The organism is Citrobacter sp. wls615, assembly GCF_005281355.1.
Classification (GTDB): domain Bacteria; phylum Pseudomonadota; class Gammaproteobacteria; order Enterobacterales; family Enterobacteriaceae; genus Citrobacter; species Citrobacter werkmanii.
Genome location: NZ_SZXM01000012.1, coordinates 21601 through 37757, shown reverse-complemented (window position 1 = coordinate 37757; position 16157 = coordinate 21601). Strand labels below are relative to the sequence as shown.

Genomic DNA, 16157 nt, shown 5'->3' with positions numbered 1-16157 from the left:
TGCATCGGCTTAACCTTCACTTCTGCATCCGGAAAGATCCGGTGCACTCGCTTTGTTAACTCATTCAGAATTATTTCTCTGGCACCTGTTAATCCTTCAACATTCCGTTTGTCGTACACCAACTCAACGAACATACCGCCTCCAAAGCAACAATGATTTTGCACGCAATTTATACTGTTTATTTATACAGCGTCAACGGTTGGGCACGTAGCTTTTTAAGGAAGGTTTTTGGGGCATGTATGGGGCATAAATGCCAGTTTTGGGGCATGGTTGGGACATTTTAACTCATATGAACTTAACCGAATTTCATATGGAGGCGTCTTATAATGCACTGATTAACCTAAAGAAAACACATGCTCTTGGGCGTTCTTTAGTGATTTTAAAAATTACCGCGTCACGCAGTTAAAGTGGCGGGCATACTCTTCCAGGCTGGTGATCCCAAGTCGCACCCATTTCGGGTGCGACCACTGGGGTAAGCCGATATAGATCATAACGCTTGCAGGATCTCGTCCACACTGCGAACGCGCGCAATACGTGGGAAAATGTGTGTCATGCTGCCCTGATGCTGATCAGCACTGGCGGCGCTACAGGCATCTTCCGCAACGATCAGATTAAAACCTAGCTCCCATGCGTTTCGTGCGGTGGATTCCACGCCAATATTCGTGGAGATGCCACACAGAACGATGGTATTGATACCCCGGCGGCGCAACTGTAGCTCGAGATCGGTACCGTAGAACGCTCCCCACTGACGCTTGGTGACTTCCACATCGCTGGCGCATTTGCCCAAAGCTTGTGGATAATCCCACCAGTTGTCGGGTAACGCTTTGGCCGGGGCCTGGGCATCAACCGGTTGTTTCAGCGCTTCGGCGTAATCGTCAGACCAGCCAACGCGCACCATCACTACTGGAGAACCCTTAGTACGAAATTTTTCCGCCAACCGTGCGGCGCGGGCAACCACATCGTGTGCCGTATGTGGTCCGCCAGCGAAAGGCAGGATCCCTTCCTGTAAGTCAATAACGACGAGGGCGGTTGTTGTTGCGTTCAGTTCCAGCATGGTCACTCCAGTAAAAAATAAGAATTCCGTTACACCTTAATCGCGAATCAGTGTGAAAGGGGCGACAATTTTTGTTATTTTTTGTGAGATTACGCAATGCCCGTCGAGGAAACAGGCGTACAGTCAGTACCGGACTTATCGTGCGGCAGAATTTCCAGTATAATAGCCGCCTTTTTTCATTCAGTTGTGACATTCAGCTAAAGCTGCGACTTCGTCATCTGCGAGACAGATGACAATCCGCCTGCGGCAAAGTTAAGGGATATCTCATGCGTACAGAATATTGCGGGCAGCTACGTCTGTCCCACGAGGGGCAGCAGGTGACTCTGTGTGGTTGGGTCAACCGTCGTCGTGATCTTGGTAGCCTGATCTTTATCGATATGCGCGACCGCGAAGGTATCGTGCAGGTATTTTTCGATCCGGACCGTGCGGACGCGTTAAAGCTGGCCTCCGAACTGCGTAATGAGTTCTGCATCCAGGTTACGGGCACCGTGCGTGCGCGTGATGCGAAAAACGTCAATGCCGATATGGCGACTGGCGAAATAGAAGTACTGGCGTCCGATCTGACCATCATCAACCGCTCAGACTCACTGCCGCTGGACTCTAACCACGTCAATACCGAAGAAGCGCGTCTGAAGTATCGTTATCTGGATCTGCGTCGTCCTGAAATGGCGCAGCGCCTGAAAACACGCGCCAAAATTACCAGCCTGGTTCGTCGTTTTATGGACGATCACGGCTTCCTCGACATCGAAACCCCGATGTTGACCAAAGCGACGCCGGAAGGTGCGCGCGACTATCTGGTGCCTTCCCGCGTTCATAAAGGCAAGTTTTACGCGCTGCCGCAATCTCCTCAGCTGTTCAAACAGCTGCTGATGATGTCTGGCTTTGACCGCTACTATCAGATCGTAAAATGCTTCCGCGATGAAGACTTACGTGCTGACCGTCAGCCTGAATTTACCCAGATCGATGTGGAGACATCCTTCATGACTGCGCCGCAGGTGCGAGAAGTGATGGAAGCGTTAGTGCGTAATCTGTGGCTGGAAGTGAAAGGTGTGGATCTCGGTGATTTCCCGATCATGACCTTTGCCGAGGCTGAGCGCCGTTACGGCTCCGATAAACCAGACCTGCGTAACCCAATGGAGCTGGTTGACGTCGCCGATCTGGTAAAAGACGTTGAGTTCGCGGTGTTCTCTGGTCCGGCGAACGATCCGAAAGGCCGTGTTGCAGCCCTGCGCGTACCGGGCGGTGCGAGCTTAAGTCGTAAGCAGATCGATGATTACGGTAACTTTATTAAGATCTACGGCGCGAAAGGCCTGGCTTACATCAAAGTCACCGAGCGCGCGAAAGGTCTGGAAGGTATCACCAGCCCGGTGGCTAAGTTCCTGAACGCAGAAATCGTGGAAGCGATTCTGGCGCGTACCGGTGCGCAAGACGGCGACATGATTTTCTTCGGTGCCGACAACAAGAAAGTGGTTGCCGACGCGATGGGCGCGCTGCGTCTGAAACTGGGCAAAGATTTGAACATTACCGACGAGTCGAAATGGGCGCCGCTGTGGGTCATCGACTTCCCGATGTTTGAAGATGATGGTGAAGGCGGTCTGACCGCGATGCACCACCCGTTCACCTCGCCGAAAGACATGACCGCTGCTGAGCTGAAAGCTGCGCCGGAAGATGCGGTTGCCAACGCCTACGATATGGTTATCAACGGCTATGAAGTAGGTGGTGGTTCCGTCCGTATTCACAACGGTGATATGCAGCAGACCGTATTCGGTATTCTGGGCATTAACGAGCAAGAGCAACGCGAGAAATTCGGCTTCCTGCTGGATGCGCTAAAATATGGTACACCGCCGCATGCGGGCCTGGCGTTTGGTCTGGATCGTCTGACCATGTTGCTGACGGGTACGGATAACATTCGCGACGTTATTGCCTTCCCGAAAACGACGGCAGCCGCGTGTCTGATGACTGAAGCGCCAAGCTTCGCCAATGAAGCTGCGCTGGCGGAACTGAGCATTCAGGTTGTGAAGAAGGCCGAGAATAACTGATATGAAGTACAAACAGCCTGTCTCGGTGTTGGTCGTGATTTATGCAAAGGACACCGGGAGAGTGCTGATGTTACAGCGACGCGACGATCCTGACTTCTGGCAGTCGGTCACCGGCAGCCTGGAAGAGGGTGAAACCGCGTCGCAGGCCGCCATGCGCGAAGTAAAGGAAGAGGTCGCCATTGATGTTGCGACTGAGCAACTGACCTTAATTGACTGTCAGCGCACGGTGGAGTTTGAGATTTTTCGCCATTTACGTCATCGCTATGCGCCGGGAATTGAGCGTAATACTGAATCCTGGTTTTGCCTGGCTCTTCCCTCAGAACGAGAGATCGTGTTCACCGAACATCTGACCTATCGTTGGGTTAATGCGGTTGAAGCCGCCCAGTTAACCAAGTCGTGGAGTAATCGGCAGGCGATTGAAGAATTTGTGATTAACGTCGCCTGAGAAGGCGCGCTTTTTGGAGATATTATTTATGGCAGGTCATAGTAAATGGGCCAACACCAGACATCGTAAAGCCGCTCAGGATGCTAAACGCGGTAAAATTTTTACCAAAATCATTCGCGAGCTGGTAACGGCGGCTAAACTGGGCGGTGGCGATCCGGATGCTAACCCGCGTCTGCGCGCGGCGGTGGATAAAGCGCTGTCCAACAACATGACCCGTGACACCCTGAACCGTGCCATCGCGCGTGGCGTGGGCGGTGATGAAGACTCGAACATGGAAACCATCATCTATGAAGGTTACGGTCCTGGCGGCACCGCCGTGATGATTGAATGCCTGTCTGACAACCGTAACCGTACCGTGGCTGAAGTGCGTCATGCGTTCAGCAAAACCGGCGGTAATCTGGGCACCGACGGCTCCGTGGCTTACCTGTTCAGCAAAAAAGGCGTGATCTCTTTTGAGAAAGGCGATGAAGACACCATCATGGAAGCAGCGCTGGAAGCCGGTGCTGAAGATGTAGTGACCTATGATGATGGCGCGATTGATGTTTACACTGCCTGGGAAGAGATGGGCAAAGTGCGTGACGCGCTGGAAGCGGCTGGCCTGAAAGCAGACAGCGCTGAAGTGACGATGATCCCATCCACTAAAGCGGACATGGATGCTGAAACGGCACCGAAACTGATGCGTCTGATCGATATGCTGGAAGACTGCGACGACGTACAGGAAGTTTACCACAACGGTGAAATCTCCGATGAGGTCGCTGCGACCTTAGAATGATGTGGTTAAGCCATAAAGTAACAGGAGATGCGTGATGTCTATTATTCTCGGCATTGACCCGGGGTCACGCATTACCGGTTATGGCGTAATCCGTCAGGTCGGCAGGCAACTGACCTACCTCGGCAGCGGCTGTATTCGCACCAAAGTCGACGATCTTCCGTCACGTTTGAAGCTAATTTATGCGGGCGTGACGGAGATCATCACCCAGTTCCAGCCGGACTATTTTGCCATTGAGCAGGTTTTTATGGCGAAGAATGCCGACTCGGCGCTAAAGCTGGGGCAGGCGCGCGGTGTGGCAATCGTTGCGGCGACCAATCAGGATCTTCCGGTCTTTGAATACGCAGCCCGCCAGGTAAAACAGACCGTGGTTGGTATCGGTAGTGCGGAAAAAAGCCAGGTACAGCACATGGTGCGTACGCTGCTGAAGCTGCCCGCCAACCCGCAGGCGGACGCCGCGGATGCGTTGGCGATTGCCATTACCCACTGCCATGTCAGTCAGAATGCCATGCAAATGAGCGAGTCGAGGCTGAATCTGGCGCGAGGTCGGTTACGTTAGTGACAAATGAGGCTGGATATCTATCCAGCCTTTTTTTATGATAGCGCATTACCTTTTAGCCCTTAACGCAGGAGCGTCACGTGATAGGCAGACTCAGAGGCATCATTCTTGAAAAACAACCCCCGCTGGTCCTTCTGGAAACCGGCGGCGTCGGCTATGAAGTGCATATGCCCATGACCTGTTTTTACGAGCTGCCGGAAGCCGGACAGGAAGCGATTATCTTCACCCATTTTGTAGTTCGTGAAGACGCGCAGTTGCTGTATGGCTTCAACAACAAGCAAGAACGCACGCTATTTAAAGAGTTAATTAAAACCAACGGCGTAGGCCCGAAGCTGGCACTGGCGATCCTTTCCGGTATGTCTGCCCAGCAGTTCGTGAATGCCGTTGAACGTGAAGAGCTTGGCGCGCTGGTGAAGCTACCTGGTATTGGAAAGAAAACTGCCGAACGTTTGATTGTTGAAATGAAGGACCGCTTTAAAGGTCTGCATGGCGATCTCTTCACCCCGGCGGCAGATCTGGTCCTGGCCTCTCCGGCAAGTCCGGCAACGGAGGACGCCGAGCAGGAAGCGGTTGCTGCGTTGGTGGCGTTAGGCTATAAACCACAGGAAGCCAGCCGCATGGTGAGCAAAATTGCCCGCCCTGATGCCAGCAGTGAAACCCTGATTCGTGAAGCGCTTCGCGCGGCATTGTGAGGTAAAGGATGATTGAAGCAGATCGCCTGATTTCGGCTGTCAGCACGACACCTGAAGACCTGGTGGATCGTGCGATCCGCCCTAAATTGCTGGAAGAGTATATTGGCCAGCCTCAGGTACGCTCGCAAATGGAGATTTTTATCCAGGCGGCTAAGCTGCGTGGTGATGCCCTCGATCACCTGCTGATTTTCGGCCCTCCTGGCCTCGGTAAAACCACGCTTGCCAATATTGTTGCCAATGAAATGGGCGTCAACCTGCGTACCACATCCGGACCGGTACTGGAGAAAGCGGGCGATCTGGCGGCTATGCTCACTAACCTTGAACCCCACGATGTGCTGTTTATCGATGAGATCCATCGCCTGTCACCGGTGGTGGAAGAGGTGCTGTATCCGGCGATGGAAGATTATCAGCTGGATATCATGATTGGCGAAGGGCCTGCTGCACGTTCAATTAAGATCGATCTGCCACCGTTTACCCTGATTGGAGCGACGACGCGCGCCGGGTCGTTAACGTCCCCGCTGCGTGATCGCTTTGGTATTGTGCAGCGACTGGAGTTCTATCAGGTTGCCGATCTGCAGCACATTGTCGGACGTAGCGCCCGCTTCATGGGACTTGAAATGAGCGATGAAGGGGCGTTGGAAGTGGCGCGTCGCGCCCGCGGTACGCCGCGTATCGCCAACCGTTTATTACGCCGGGTACGTGATTTTGCCGAGGTGAAGCATGACGGCACCATTTCGGCGGATATCGCCGCTCAGGCGCTGGATATGCTCAACGTCGACGCGGAAGGCTTCGATTATATGGACCGCAAGCTGCTGCTGGCGGTGATCGATAAATTCTTCGGTGGACCGGTCGGCCTGGATAACCTGGCAGCGGCAATCGGGGAAGAACGTGAAACCATTGAGGATGTGCTGGAGCCGTATCTGATTCAGCAAGGTTTTCTGCAGCGTACGCCGCGCGGAAGAATGGCAACGGTGCGCGCCTGGAACCATTTCGGGATCACGCCGCCAGAGATGCCTTAACGCCTGAAGTCGCTACATTCATCAGGCCTGGGCGATTTTGTAGGCCCGGTAAGCGCAATGCCACCGGGCAACACACGTTTAGCTTGCCTGCTTTTTCATCATACTGAAGATAAACAGCAGCGCGGCGCACAGCACAACGGATGGCCCTGCTGGGGTATCATAAAAGGCTGAAAAGGTCAGTCCCCCTGTAACCGCTATCATACCCACACCAACGGCGACGCCGGCCATCTGTTCCGGCGTACGGGCGAAACGACGGGCGGTTGCCGCAGGGATGATCAGCAGCGAGGTGATAATCAGCGCCCCGACAAACTTCATCGCCACACCGATAGTTAAAGCTGTAACCAGCATCAGCAGCAGCTTAACGCGTTGCAGCTTCACGCCATCAACAAAGGCCAGGTCCGGACTGATGGTCATTGACAGCAGGTTGCGCCACTGCCAGAACAGAATCGCCAGAACCATAACCACGCCAATAGCGATGGAGATGAGATCTTCTGGCGTCACGGCGAGTAAATCACCAAACAGGTAGGCCATCAGATCCACGCGGATGTTTGACATCAAGCTGACGACAACCAGCCCCAATGACAACGCGCTGTGCGCCATAATACCGAGCAAGGTATCGATCGCGAGGTGAGGGCGCTTCTCCAGCCATACCAGACCGGCCGCCAGCAGCAGGGTCACGGCAATGACGGCATAGAAAGGATTTACATTCAACAGCAGACCAAAAGCGACACCCAGCAGTGAGGCGTGGGCCAGCGTATCACCAAAATAAGACATGCGACGCCAGACGACGAACGAGCCGAGTGGGCCAGCGGCACAGGCCAGCATGATCCCAGCTAACCAACCGGGTAATAACAATTCAATCATGAGTGACCATTTCCCCGGCGTAAGACGATACGACCCTGTAAATCGTGGCGATGATTATGATTATGACGGTAAATTCCGAGTTGTTCGGCGCCGCGTTGCCCGAACATTGAGATGAATTCCGGGTGCATGGAAACCACTTCCGGCGCGCCGGAACAGCAAATATGATGGTTGAGGCACAGCACTTCATCGGTTTTAGCCATCACCAGATGCAGGTCATGGGAAACCATCAGTACAGCGCAATCCAGTTCGCGTCGTAACTGGTCGATAAGATCGTACAGTGCGACCTGACCATTGACATCCACACCCTGAGTTGGCTCATCAAGGACCAGTAGTTGAGGCTTATTCAATAAAGCACGGGCCAACAGGACGCGTTGCGTTTCCCCGCCAGAGAGTTTTTGCATTGGTGCATTCATCAGATGCCCGGCCTGAACGCGCTTCAGCGCCGGAAGGATATCCTCTTTTTTGGTGCCTGGACGTAAGCGCAGAAAACGACTTACCGTCAGCGGAAGCGTGGTATCGAGGTATAGCTTTTGCGGCACATAGCCAATCCGCAATTGACCATTACGCTTGATAACTCCCTCATCAGCCGCTACCAGCCCTAAAACAACGCGCACCAGCGTAGACTTGCCGGCGCCATTCGGGCCGAGAAGCGTCAAAATTTTACCGGGTCGAAGTTCAAGCGATACGTCAGAAAGGACGCGGCGTTGACCATAAGAGACCGAGACATTTTCCAGTGAAACCAAAGTCGTCATATCAATTTTAGTCTTGCAGAAGTTATAGAATGTTATAATATCACATTTCTTACATTCATTACGATGATTGGTCGCATTATGTTACATAAAAATACGCTTCTTTTCGCAGCATTATCCGCTGCTCTTTGGGGTAGTGCAACACAGGTGGCAAATGCCGCTGTCGTGGCGTCTCTTAAGCCGCTGGGATTTATTGCTTCAGCCATTGCTGATGGGGTAACTGATACCCAGGTTCTGCTGCCTGACGGGGCTTCCGAACACGATTACTCACTCCGTCCTTCAGACGTAAAACGCTTACAGGGCGCGGACTTAGTCGTGTGGATTGGACCTGAGATGGAAGCGTTTATGGAAAAGTCAGTCAAGAATATTCCTAACGCGAAACAGGTAACGATTGCGCAGCTTAATGACGTGAAACCGTTACTCATGAAAGGTGCTGACGACGACGATGACGATCATGGACACAATGATGCTGGTGGTGAAAAAAGTGACGAGCATCACCATCATGGCGATTACAACATGCATCTTTGGCTCTCCCCAGAGATAGCGCGGGCCTCAGCGGTTGCAATCCATGAAAAATTAGTGGAACTTATGCCGCAAAGTCGAGCCAAACTTGACGCCAACCTGAAGGATTTTGAGGCACAATTAGCCGCAACCGATAAGCAGGTAGGTAACGAGCTCGCGCCGCTCAAGGGTAAAGGTTATTTCGTTTTTCATGACGCCTATGGCTACTACGAGAAACACTACGGACTAACGCCGCTTGGTCACTTTACCGTGAACCCTGAGATTCAACCTGGTGCGCAGCGTTTACATGAAATAAGAACACAGTTGGTTGAGCAAAAAGCAACCTGCGTTTTTGCTGAGCCACAGTTCAGGCCAGCGGTCGTTGAAGCCGTCGCGAGAGGAACAACCGTTCGAATGGGAACGTTGGACCCGCTCGGAACGAATATCAAACTGGGTAAAACAAGCTATTCAGCGTTTTTGAACCAATTAGCCAACCAGTATGCGAGCTGCCTGAAAGGAGATTAATGAGGAAGTGAATACGTGCAACAGATAGCCCGCTCTGTCGCTCTGGCATTTAATAATCTGCCTCGACCCCATCGCGTTATGCTGGGGTCGCTTACTGTACTGACATTGGCCGTCGCTGTGTGGCGGCCCTATGTTTACCACCCCGATTCTGCACCCATCGTCAAAACTATCGAGCTGGAAAAAAGCGAGATTCGTTCACTGTTGCCTGAGGCCAGCGAACCTATCGATCAGGCCGCTCAGGAAGATGAAGCTATCCCCCAGGATGAACTGGATGACAAAACGTCTGGTGAGGCCGGTGTGCATGAGTATGTCGTCTCTACGGGCGATACGCTGAGCAGTATTCTGAATCAGTACGGCATCGATATGGGTGACATCAGCCAGCTTGCTGCTTCCGATAAAGAGTTGCGTAACCTGAAAATTGGTCAGCAACTTTCCTGGACGCTAAGTGCGGAAGGTGACCTGCAACGCCTGACCTGGGAAGTCTCTCGTCGCGAAACCCGTACTTACGATCGCACCGCGACGGGTTTCAAAATGAGTAGCGAAATGCAGCAGGGCGACTGGGTTAACAGCCGTATCAAAGGCACAGTCGGTGGGAGCTTCGTCGCCAGTGCTAAAGATGCCGGGCTGACCAGCTCGGAAATCAGTGCGGTGATCAAGGCCATGCAGTGGCAGATGGATTTCCGCAAACTGAAAAAAGGCGATGAGTTCTCGGTGCTGATGTCTCGCGAAATGCTCGACGGCAAACGTGAGCAAAGCCAGCTGTTGGGTGTGCGTTTGCGTTCTGAAGGCAAAGATTATTACGCCATCCGTGCTGAAGACGGTAAGTTCTATGACCGTAATGGTACCGGACTGGCGAAAGGCTTTATGCGTTTCCCAACGGCGAAACAGTTCCGCATCTCCTCGAACTTTAACCCGCGTCGCCTGAACCCGGTAACGGGACGCGTGGCACCGCATAAAGGTGTCGACTTTGCGATGCCGCAGGGCACGCCAGTGCTGTCGGTAGGTGATGGTGAAGTTGTTGTCGCGAAGCGCAGCGGCGCCGCTGGCTATTATGTTGCGGTACGTCATGGTCGCACCTACACCACACGTTATATGCACTTGCGTAAGCTGTTGGTTAAGCCAGGACAAAAAGTGAAACGTGGCGACCGTATCGCGCTGTCAGGCAATACCGGACGCTCAACGGGTCCGCACCTGCATTACGAAGTGTGGATCAACCAGCAGGCTGTTAACCCACTGACGGCGAAACTGCCGCGTACAGAAGGGTTGACCGGCTCAGATCGCACTGATTACCTGGCACAGGTGAAAGAAGTTGTTCCTCAGCTGCGTTTCGATTAATTAGCACACTGACAGAGCCGGTACGCGATGCGTGCCGGCTTTTTTATTTTGTACGGCGCACGGTGCGCCGCTACACTATCAGCAGATTTACTTTTCGCGATACCAGACACTGGAAGAGCATGGAAACGAAAAAAAAGAATATTGAGTATATCCCTGAGTTTCACAAATCATTTCGCCATCCGCGCTACTGGGGCGCCTGGCTTGGCGTGGCGGCGATAGCCGGGATTGCGTTAACGCCAGCATCATTCCGCGATCCTGTTCTGGCGAAGCTCGGACGGCTCGCCGGAAGACTGGGAAAAAGCTCACGTCGCAGAGCATTAATCAATTTGTCTCTCTGCTTTCCTGAGCGTAGTGAAGCCGAGCGCGATGCTATTGTCGATGAAATGTTCGCGACCGCGCCTCAGGCGATGGTCATGATGGCGGAACTGGCGATACGCGGCCCGGAGAAAATTCAGAGTCGGGTCGACTGGCAAGGACTGGATATCATCGAAGAGATGCGTCGCAACGATGAAAAGGTGATTTTTCTCGTTCCTCATGGCTGGGGAGTGGACATCCCGGCGATGTTGATGGCCTCTCAGGGGCAGAAAATGGCGGCGATGTTCCACAACCAGGGAAACCCGGTATTCGATTACGTATGGAACACAGTGCGCCGTCGTTTCGGTGGTCGCCTGCATGCGCGTAACGACGGTATCAAACCATTTATTCAGTCTGTACGTCAGGGATATTGGGGATACTATCTGCCGGATCAGGACCATGGTCCTGAACACAGCGAGTTTGTGGACTTTTTTGCTACCTATAAAGCAACGTTACCGGCGATTGGCCGTCTGATGAAGGTGTGCCATGCGCGCGTGGTGCCTCTGTTCCCGGTATATGATGGTAAAACGCACCGCCTGACGATCCAGGTACGTCCTCCGATGGATGACATTCTGACTGCGGATGATCACACCATTGCCAGACGAATGAACGAAGAGGTGGAAATTTTTGTTGCGCCACACCTTGAGCAATACACCTGGATTTTAAAGCTGCTTAAGACGCGTAAACCCGGTGAAATTGAGCCATATAAACGCAAAGATCTCTATCCGAAGAAATAAAAAAAGCCTCTCAAACGAGAGGCTTTTTTACATCAAACGCTGGCATTATTCGACAGTCAGAATACGCGTAGTGTTAGTGGAGCCAATGGTGCTCATGACATCGCCCTGGGTCACAATCACCAGATCACCGGAGACCAGATAACCTTTATCGCGCAGCAGGTTCACCGCTTGATTGGCGGCAACCACGCCATCAGTTTCGCTGTCAAAGTGAACCGGGGTGACACCGCGATACAGAGAGGTCAGATTCAGCGTACGTTCATGACGAGACATCGCGAAAATCGGCAGACCAGAACTGATACGAGAGGTCATCAGCGCGGTACGACCAGACTCAGTCATCGCGATGATAGCGGTTACCCCTTTCAGGTGGTTAGCGGCATACATCGCTGACATAGCAATTGCTTCTTCGACGTTGTCAAACTGCACGTCAAGACGGTGTTTGGAGACATTGATGCTCGGGATCTTCTCGGCACCCAGGCATACGCGAGCCATTGCCGCGACGGTTTCTGCCGGGTACTGGCCTGCTGCCGTTTCTGCAGAAAGCATAACGGCATCGGTACCGTCCAGAACGGCGTTAGCCACGTCCATCACTTCCGCACGGGTCGGCATTGGGTTGGTAATCATCGACTCCATCATCTGTGTGGCGGTAATGACCGCACGGTTCAGCTGACGCGCGCGACGAATCAACGCTTTTTGAATACCTACCAGCTCAGGATCGCCGATTTCAACGCCCAGGTCGCCACGCGCCACCATCACCACGTCAGAGGCCAGGATGATGTCATCCATCGCATTCTGGTCGCAGACAGCTTCCGCACGTTCTACCTTGGCGACGATTTTCGCGTCGCAGCCAGCGTCGCGCGCCAGACGGCGGGCATAGTTCAGATCTTCGCCGCAGCGAGGGAAGGAGACTGCCAGGTAGTCAACGCTGATTTGCGCTGCAGTGACGATGTCAGCTTTATCTTTTTCGGTCAGGGCTTCAGCAGAAAGACCGCCGCCCAGTTTGTTGATGCCTTTATTGTTGGACAGCGGGCCACCGACGGTGACTTCGGTGAAGACTTTCATACCCTGAACTTCCAGCACCTTAAGCTGTACGCGACCGTCGTCAAGTAGCAGGATATCGCCTGGCACAACGTCAGCAGGCAGACCTTTATAATCGATCCCGACTTTTTCTTTGTCGCCTTCGCCTTTGCCGAGGTTGGCGTCTAACAGGAACTTGTCGCCAACATTAAGAAAAACTTTACCTTCTTTAAAGGTTGATACGCGGATTTTAGGTCCCTGCAGGTCACCCAAAATAGCTACATGACGTCCCAGTTTTGCGGCAATTTCACGGACCTTATCCGCCCGCATTTTGTGATCTTCTGGAGAGCCGTGCGAAAAGTTCATACGTACGACGTTCGCACCCGCAGCGATAATTTTTTCGAGGTTGTTATCGCGATCAGTTGCCGGGCCTAACGTGGTAACGATTTTGGTTCTGCGAAGCCTTCTGGACATGTAATACTCCGTTGACTGAAACAACTAGGTGTTGCGTGAACATTAATCCGGCCGTTCTCAAACATTGACGGTAAATGAACGACCCGGATGATAAAAGGGTAGAACATTGTTATTGCTTTTAGCGATCATCACTCTTGATGAGTAATTCTTTATCAAAACGCGATTCCTTGAGTGCTTCCTTGACACGCTTCAAGTTATCTCTAAATTTTGCCCCGCGGCGCAAAGTAAACCCTGTAGCCAGCACATCTATCACGGTCAGTTGAGCAAGTCGAGAGACCATGGGCATATAAATGTCAGTATCTTCCGGTACGTCGAGGGTAATGGCCAGCGTTGCTTCACGCGCCAGCGGCGTACCGGGAGAGGTCAAGGCGATAACCATCGCGTCGTTTTCCCTCGCCAACTGCGCCAGTTCAACCAGACTCTTGGTTCTTCCGGTATGCGAAATCAACACAATAACGTCGTCGTCGCTACAATTCATGCAACTCATGCGTTGCAGTACAATATCGTCGGAATAGATCACCGGTACGTTAAAACGAAAAAATTTGTTCATCGCGTCGTGCGCTACTGCGGCGGAAGACCCAAGGCCAAAAAAGGCAATTTTCTTTGCCTGGGTTAACAAATCCACCGCCCTGTTTACCGCGGTGTTATCCAGAGACTGGCGTACGTGGTCAAGACTTGCCATCGCCGACTCGAAGATTTTTCCCGTGTATGATTCTACGCTGTCATCCTCATCCACATTACGATTAACATATGGGGTGCCATTTGCCAGACTTTGCGCCAGATGCAGTTTAAAATCAGGAAAGCCGCGCGTATCCATACTGCGACAGAATCGGTTAACCGTCGGCTCGCTAACATTGGCTTCCAGCGCAAGCGCGGCGATGCTTGAATGGATTGCCCGGTCGGGTGAGGCAAGAATAATGTCAGCGACTTTACGTTCTGACTTGCTCAAATGTTCCAGTTTTAACTGGATTTTTTCCAGCATATTCATGATGTAGGTCGACTCATGGCTCATGGGAAAAAGCGATTTCAGCGATACGGGGAAATCGGGAGATACATTTGTTAGATATTACCCCTGCTAAGGAAGGAACGGGGCAAAATGGACAGAATAGTTGTTGTTTTTTTTCATTACATGATCGGAGTCTGGTTTTCTTACTTCTTCATAGGTACGAAAAAAAGCGACTTTTTTATCCATTTTGCAGAGGTAAACGCCAATCAAACGCCTGTTCGCGGTAACAGCACGGCTGGATAAGCGTTTACGGTTTCCGGATTCACGTAAAAGCAGTACAGTGCACTGTAATAAAATTACAACCAGTGTCTGGCAAAAGCACCAGACACTTAATTGAGGAGAATGACATGGCGGTAACGCAAACAGCCCAGGCATGTGACCTGGTCATTTTCGGCGCGAAGGGCGACCTGGCGCGGCGGAAATTGCTGCCTTCCCTGTATCAACTGGAAAAGGCCGGCCAGATTAACCCGGAAACCCGTATTATCGGGGTAGGGCGTGCCGACTGGGACAAAGCAGCCTATACCAAGGTTGTGCGCGAAGCGCTCGAAACCTTCATGAAAGAAAAAATTGATGAAGGTTTGTGGGAGACCCTCAGCGGTCGTCTGGAGTTTTGTAATCTGGACGTCAATGATACCGCCGCATTTAGCCGTCTGGGTGAAATGCTGGATCAGAAATCACGTACCACTATTAACTATTTCGCGATGCCGCCAAGCACTTTTGGCGCAATCTGCAAAGGTTTGGGTGAAGCAAAGCTGAATGCTAAACCTGCCCGCGTTGTGATGGAAAAACCGTTAGGAACATCACTGGCAACATCCCGCGAGATCAACGATCAGGTCGGCGAATATTTCGAAGAGTGTCAGGTTTATCGTATCGACCACTATCTCGGCAAAGAGACGGTGTTGAACCTGCTGGCACTGCGCTTTGCCAACTCCCTGTTTGTAAACAACTGGGATAACCGCACGATCGATCACGTTGAAATTACCGTCGCGGAAGAAGTGGGTATTGAAGGTCGCTGGGGCTATTTTGACCAGGCCGGTCAAATGCGCGACATGATCCAAAACCACCTGCTGCAGATCTTGTGCATGATCGCGATGTCTCCGCCGTCGGACCTGAGCGCCGACAGCATCCGCGATGAAAAAGTGAAGGTACTGAAATCACTGCGTCGCATCGATCGCTCGAACGTGCGTGAAAAAACGGTTCGCGGTCAGTACACCGCGGGTTTTGCCCAGGGCAAAAAAGTCCCCGGATATCTGGAAGAAGAGGGCGCGAACAAGAGCAGCAATACAGAAACGTTTGTGGCGATCCGTGTGGATATCGATAACTGGCGTTGGGCGGGCGTTCCGTTCTATCTGCGTACCGGCAAGCGTTTACCGACGAAGTGCTCTGAAGTCGTGGTCTACTTCAAAACGCCTGAGCTGAATCTGTTCCGGGAATCCTGGCAGGATCTGCCGCAGAACAAGCTGACTATTCGTTTGCAGCCTGATGAAGGTGTTGATATCCAGGTGCTGAACAAAGTACCGGGTCTGGATCACAAGCATAACCTGCAAATTACCAAGCTTGATCTGAGCTATTCCGAAACCTTCAACCAGACGCATCTGGCCGACGCTTATGAACGTCTGCTGCTTGAAACAATGCGCGGTATTCAGGCGCTGTTTGTGCGTCGTGATGAAGTTGAAGAAGCCTGGAAATGGGTCGACTCAATTACCGAAGCGTGGGCAATGGACAACGATGCGCCGAAGCCATATCAGGCAGGGACCTGGGGACCGGTTGCCTCTGTGGCAATGATCACCCGAGATGGTCGTTCCTGGAACGAATTCGAGTAAAAGATCGCCTTACCCATAGTGGTTATTTTACCGGTAACATGATCTAACACAGATTGCAGAATAATTTTTGCACTTTTAAGCCTCGCGTGGATTCACCCGCGGGGCTTTTTTTATTACACTGCCTGAAACGATTTTGCCCCTGAGCTACGGCAAACAAGCGATTCAGCACTTTTAACCTGACTGATAAGCATTGTTAAT

At 52.3% G+C, this 16157-nt stretch carries 16 protein-coding genes and 1 pseudogene; 10 read left to right on the top strand and 7 right to left on the bottom strand.

Going from position 1 to position 16157, the window contains the following annotated elements; all coding sequences use genetic code 11:
* The 3 genes and pseudogenes from FDX04_RS04380 to FDX04_RS04370 all read right to left on the bottom strand — a co-directional run.
* Nucleotides 1-134 (bottom strand): DinI-like family protein (locus FDX04_RS04380; protein WP_137370486.1); only part of this gene is annotated, 134 nt, incomplete at its 3' end.
* 261 nt (nucleotides 135-395) lie between these two features.
* Nucleotides 396-491 (bottom strand): annotated as a pseudogene (locus FDX04_RS24385) (hypothetical protein); the annotation flags it as partial.
* On the bottom strand, nucleotides 488-1054 hold the full coding sequence (locus FDX04_RS04370) for a hydrolase (RefSeq protein WP_137370485.1): 567 nt from the start codon (nucleotides 1052-1054) through the stop codon (nucleotides 488-490). The gene FDX04_RS04370 and the pseudogene FDX04_RS24385, both read right to left, overlap by 4 nt.
* Before the next feature lie 266 nt (nucleotides 1055-1320).
* Between FDX04_RS04370 and aspS the strand changes: the two genes are divergently transcribed.
* From aspS to ruvB, 6 genes are all read left to right on the top strand, one after another.
* Nucleotides 1321-3093, top strand: coding sequence for an aspartate--tRNA ligase (gene aspS / locus FDX04_RS04360; protein WP_061381103.1), 1773 nt, complete (start codon nucleotides 1321-1323; stop codon nucleotides 3091-3093).
* A gap of 1 nt (nucleotide 3094) precedes the next feature.
* Nucleotides 3095-3538 carry a dihydroneopterin triphosphate diphosphatase gene (gene nudB / locus FDX04_RS04355; RefSeq protein ID WP_042307807.1) on the top strand — a complete coding sequence of 148 codons (444 nt, stop codon included), beginning with the start codon at nucleotides 3095-3097 and terminating at the stop codon, nucleotides 3536-3538.
* Between the two features lie 28 nt (nucleotides 3539-3566).
* Entirely contained in the window at nucleotides 3567-4310 is a 744-nt protein-coding gene (locus FDX04_RS04350; RefSeq protein ID WP_006684137.1) for a YebC/PmpR family DNA-binding transcriptional regulator, read from the top strand.
* Nucleotides 4311-4344: 34 nt separating this feature from the next.
* On the top strand, nucleotides 4345-4866 hold the full coding sequence (gene ruvC, locus FDX04_RS04345; RefSeq protein WP_003034867.1) for a crossover junction endodeoxyribonuclease RuvC: 522 nt from the start codon (nucleotides 4345-4347) through the stop codon (nucleotides 4864-4866).
* Between the two features lie 80 nt (nucleotides 4867-4946).
* Nucleotides 4947-5558, top strand: a complete 612-nt coding sequence (ruvA, locus tag FDX04_RS04340) for a Holliday junction branch migration protein RuvA (protein ID WP_137370483.1) — start codon at nucleotides 4947-4949, stop codon at nucleotides 5556-5558.
* Nucleotides 5559-5566: 8 nt separating this feature from the next.
* Entirely contained in the window at nucleotides 5567-6577 is a 1011-nt protein-coding gene (gene ruvB / locus FDX04_RS04335; RefSeq protein ID WP_005120696.1) for a Holliday junction branch migration DNA helicase RuvB, read from the top strand.
* A gap of 78 nt (nucleotides 6578-6655) precedes the next feature.
* On the opposite strand, the gene znuB is transcribed toward ruvB, so the two are convergent.
* Nucleotides 6656-7441 carry a zinc ABC transporter permease subunit ZnuB gene (gene znuB / locus FDX04_RS04330; protein WP_137370482.1) on the bottom strand — a complete coding sequence of 262 codons (786 nt, stop codon included), beginning with the start codon at nucleotides 7439-7441 and terminating at the stop codon, nucleotides 6656-6658.
* Nucleotides 7438-8193, bottom strand: a complete 756-nt coding sequence (znuC, locus tag FDX04_RS04325) for a zinc ABC transporter ATP-binding protein ZnuC (protein ID WP_006684140.1) — start codon at nucleotides 8191-8193, stop codon at nucleotides 7438-7440. Before znuC ends, znuB begins: the two co-directional genes overlap by 4 nt.
* A gap of 78 nt (nucleotides 8194-8271) precedes the next feature.
* On the opposite strand from znuC, the gene znuA reads away from it, so the two are divergent.
* From znuA to lpxM, 3 genes are all read left to right on the top strand, one after another.
* Nucleotides 8272-9216, top strand: a complete 945-nt coding sequence (gene znuA / locus FDX04_RS04320) for a zinc ABC transporter substrate-binding protein ZnuA (protein WP_042307999.1) — start codon at nucleotides 8272-8274, stop codon at nucleotides 9214-9216.
* Between the two features lie 15 nt (nucleotides 9217-9231).
* Nucleotides 9232-10551, top strand: a complete 1320-nt coding sequence (gene mepM / locus FDX04_RS04315; RefSeq protein WP_050764953.1) for a murein DD-endopeptidase MepM — start codon at nucleotides 9232-9234, stop codon at nucleotides 10549-10551.
* A 119-nt stretch (nucleotides 10552-10670) separates the two neighbouring features.
* Nucleotides 10671-11642, top strand: a complete 972-nt coding sequence (gene lpxM, locus FDX04_RS04310) for a lauroyl-Kdo(2)-lipid IV(A) myristoyltransferase (RefSeq protein ID WP_137348896.1) — start codon at nucleotides 10671-10673, stop codon at nucleotides 11640-11642.
* A 45-nt stretch (nucleotides 11643-11687) separates the two neighbouring features.
* Here lpxM and pyk read toward each other — a convergent pair whose 3' ends face one another.
* Both pyk and FDX04_RS04300 read right to left on the bottom strand, forming a co-directional pair.
* Entirely contained in the window at nucleotides 11688-13130 is a 1443-nt protein-coding gene (gene pyk, locus FDX04_RS04305) for a pyruvate kinase (RefSeq protein WP_042307816.1), read from the bottom strand.
* Nucleotides 13131-13248: 118 nt separating this feature from the next.
* Complete coding sequence (locus FDX04_RS04300) at nucleotides 13249-14118, bottom strand: MurR/RpiR family transcriptional regulator (protein WP_042308002.1); 870 nt, start codon at nucleotides 14116-14118, stop codon at nucleotides 13249-13251.
* A gap of 365 nt (nucleotides 14119-14483) precedes the next feature.
* On the opposite strand from FDX04_RS04300, the gene zwf reads away from it, so the two are divergent.
* Nucleotides 14484-15959, top strand: a complete 1476-nt coding sequence (gene zwf, locus FDX04_RS04295; protein ID WP_003034896.1) for a glucose-6-phosphate dehydrogenase — start codon at nucleotides 14484-14486, stop codon at nucleotides 15957-15959.
* Nucleotides 15960-16157: the final 198 nt, after the last annotated feature.

What these genes read in the sequence shown, in the direction of transcription:
- ruvB (WP_005120696.1), top strand. Translation starts at nt 5,567, where the DNA reads ATGATTGAAGCAGATCGCCTGATTTCGGCTGTCAGCACGACACCTGAA.
- zwf (WP_003034896.1), top strand. Translation starts at nt 14,484, where the DNA reads ATGGCGGTAACGCAAACAGCCCAGGCATGTGACCTGGTCATTTTCGGC.
- ruvC (WP_003034867.1), top strand. Translation starts at nt 4,345, where the DNA reads ATGTCTATTATTCTCGGCATTGACCCGGGGTCACGCATTACCGGTTAT.
- nudB (WP_042307807.1), top strand. Translation starts at nt 3,095, where the DNA reads ATGAAGTACAAACAGCCTGTCTCGGTGTTGGTCGTGATTTATGCAAAG.
- znuB (WP_137370482.1), bottom strand. Translation starts at nt 7,441, where the DNA reads ATGATTGAATTGTTATTACCCGGTTGGTTAGCTGGGATCATGCTGGCC.
- FDX04_RS04350 (WP_006684137.1), top strand. Translation starts at nt 3,567, where the DNA reads ATGGCAGGTCATAGTAAATGGGCCAACACCAGACATCGTAAAGCCGCT.
- znuC (WP_006684140.1), bottom strand. Translation starts at nt 8,193, where the DNA reads ATGACGACTTTGGTTTCACTGGAAAATGTCTCGGTCTCTTATGGTCAA.
- pyk (WP_042307816.1), bottom strand. Translation starts at nt 13,130, where the DNA reads ATGTCCAGAAGGCTTCGCAGAACCAAAATCGTTACCACGTTAGGCCCG.
- aspS (WP_061381103.1), top strand. Translation starts at nt 1,321, where the DNA reads ATGCGTACAGAATATTGCGGGCAGCTACGTCTGTCCCACGAGGGGCAG.
- FDX04_RS04300 (WP_042308002.1), bottom strand. Translation starts at nt 14,118, where the DNA reads ATGAATATGCTGGAAAAAATCCAGTTAAAACTGGAACATTTGAGCAAG.
- lpxM (WP_137348896.1), top strand. Translation starts at nt 10,671, where the DNA reads ATGGAAACGAAAAAAAAGAATATTGAGTATATCCCTGAGTTTCACAAA.
- FDX04_RS04370 (WP_137370485.1), bottom strand. Translation starts at nt 1,054, where the DNA reads ATGCTGGAACTGAACGCAACAACAACCGCCCTCGTCGTTATTGACTTA.
- znuA (WP_042307999.1), top strand. Translation starts at nt 8,272, where the DNA reads ATGTTACATAAAAATACGCTTCTTTTCGCAGCATTATCCGCTGCTCTT.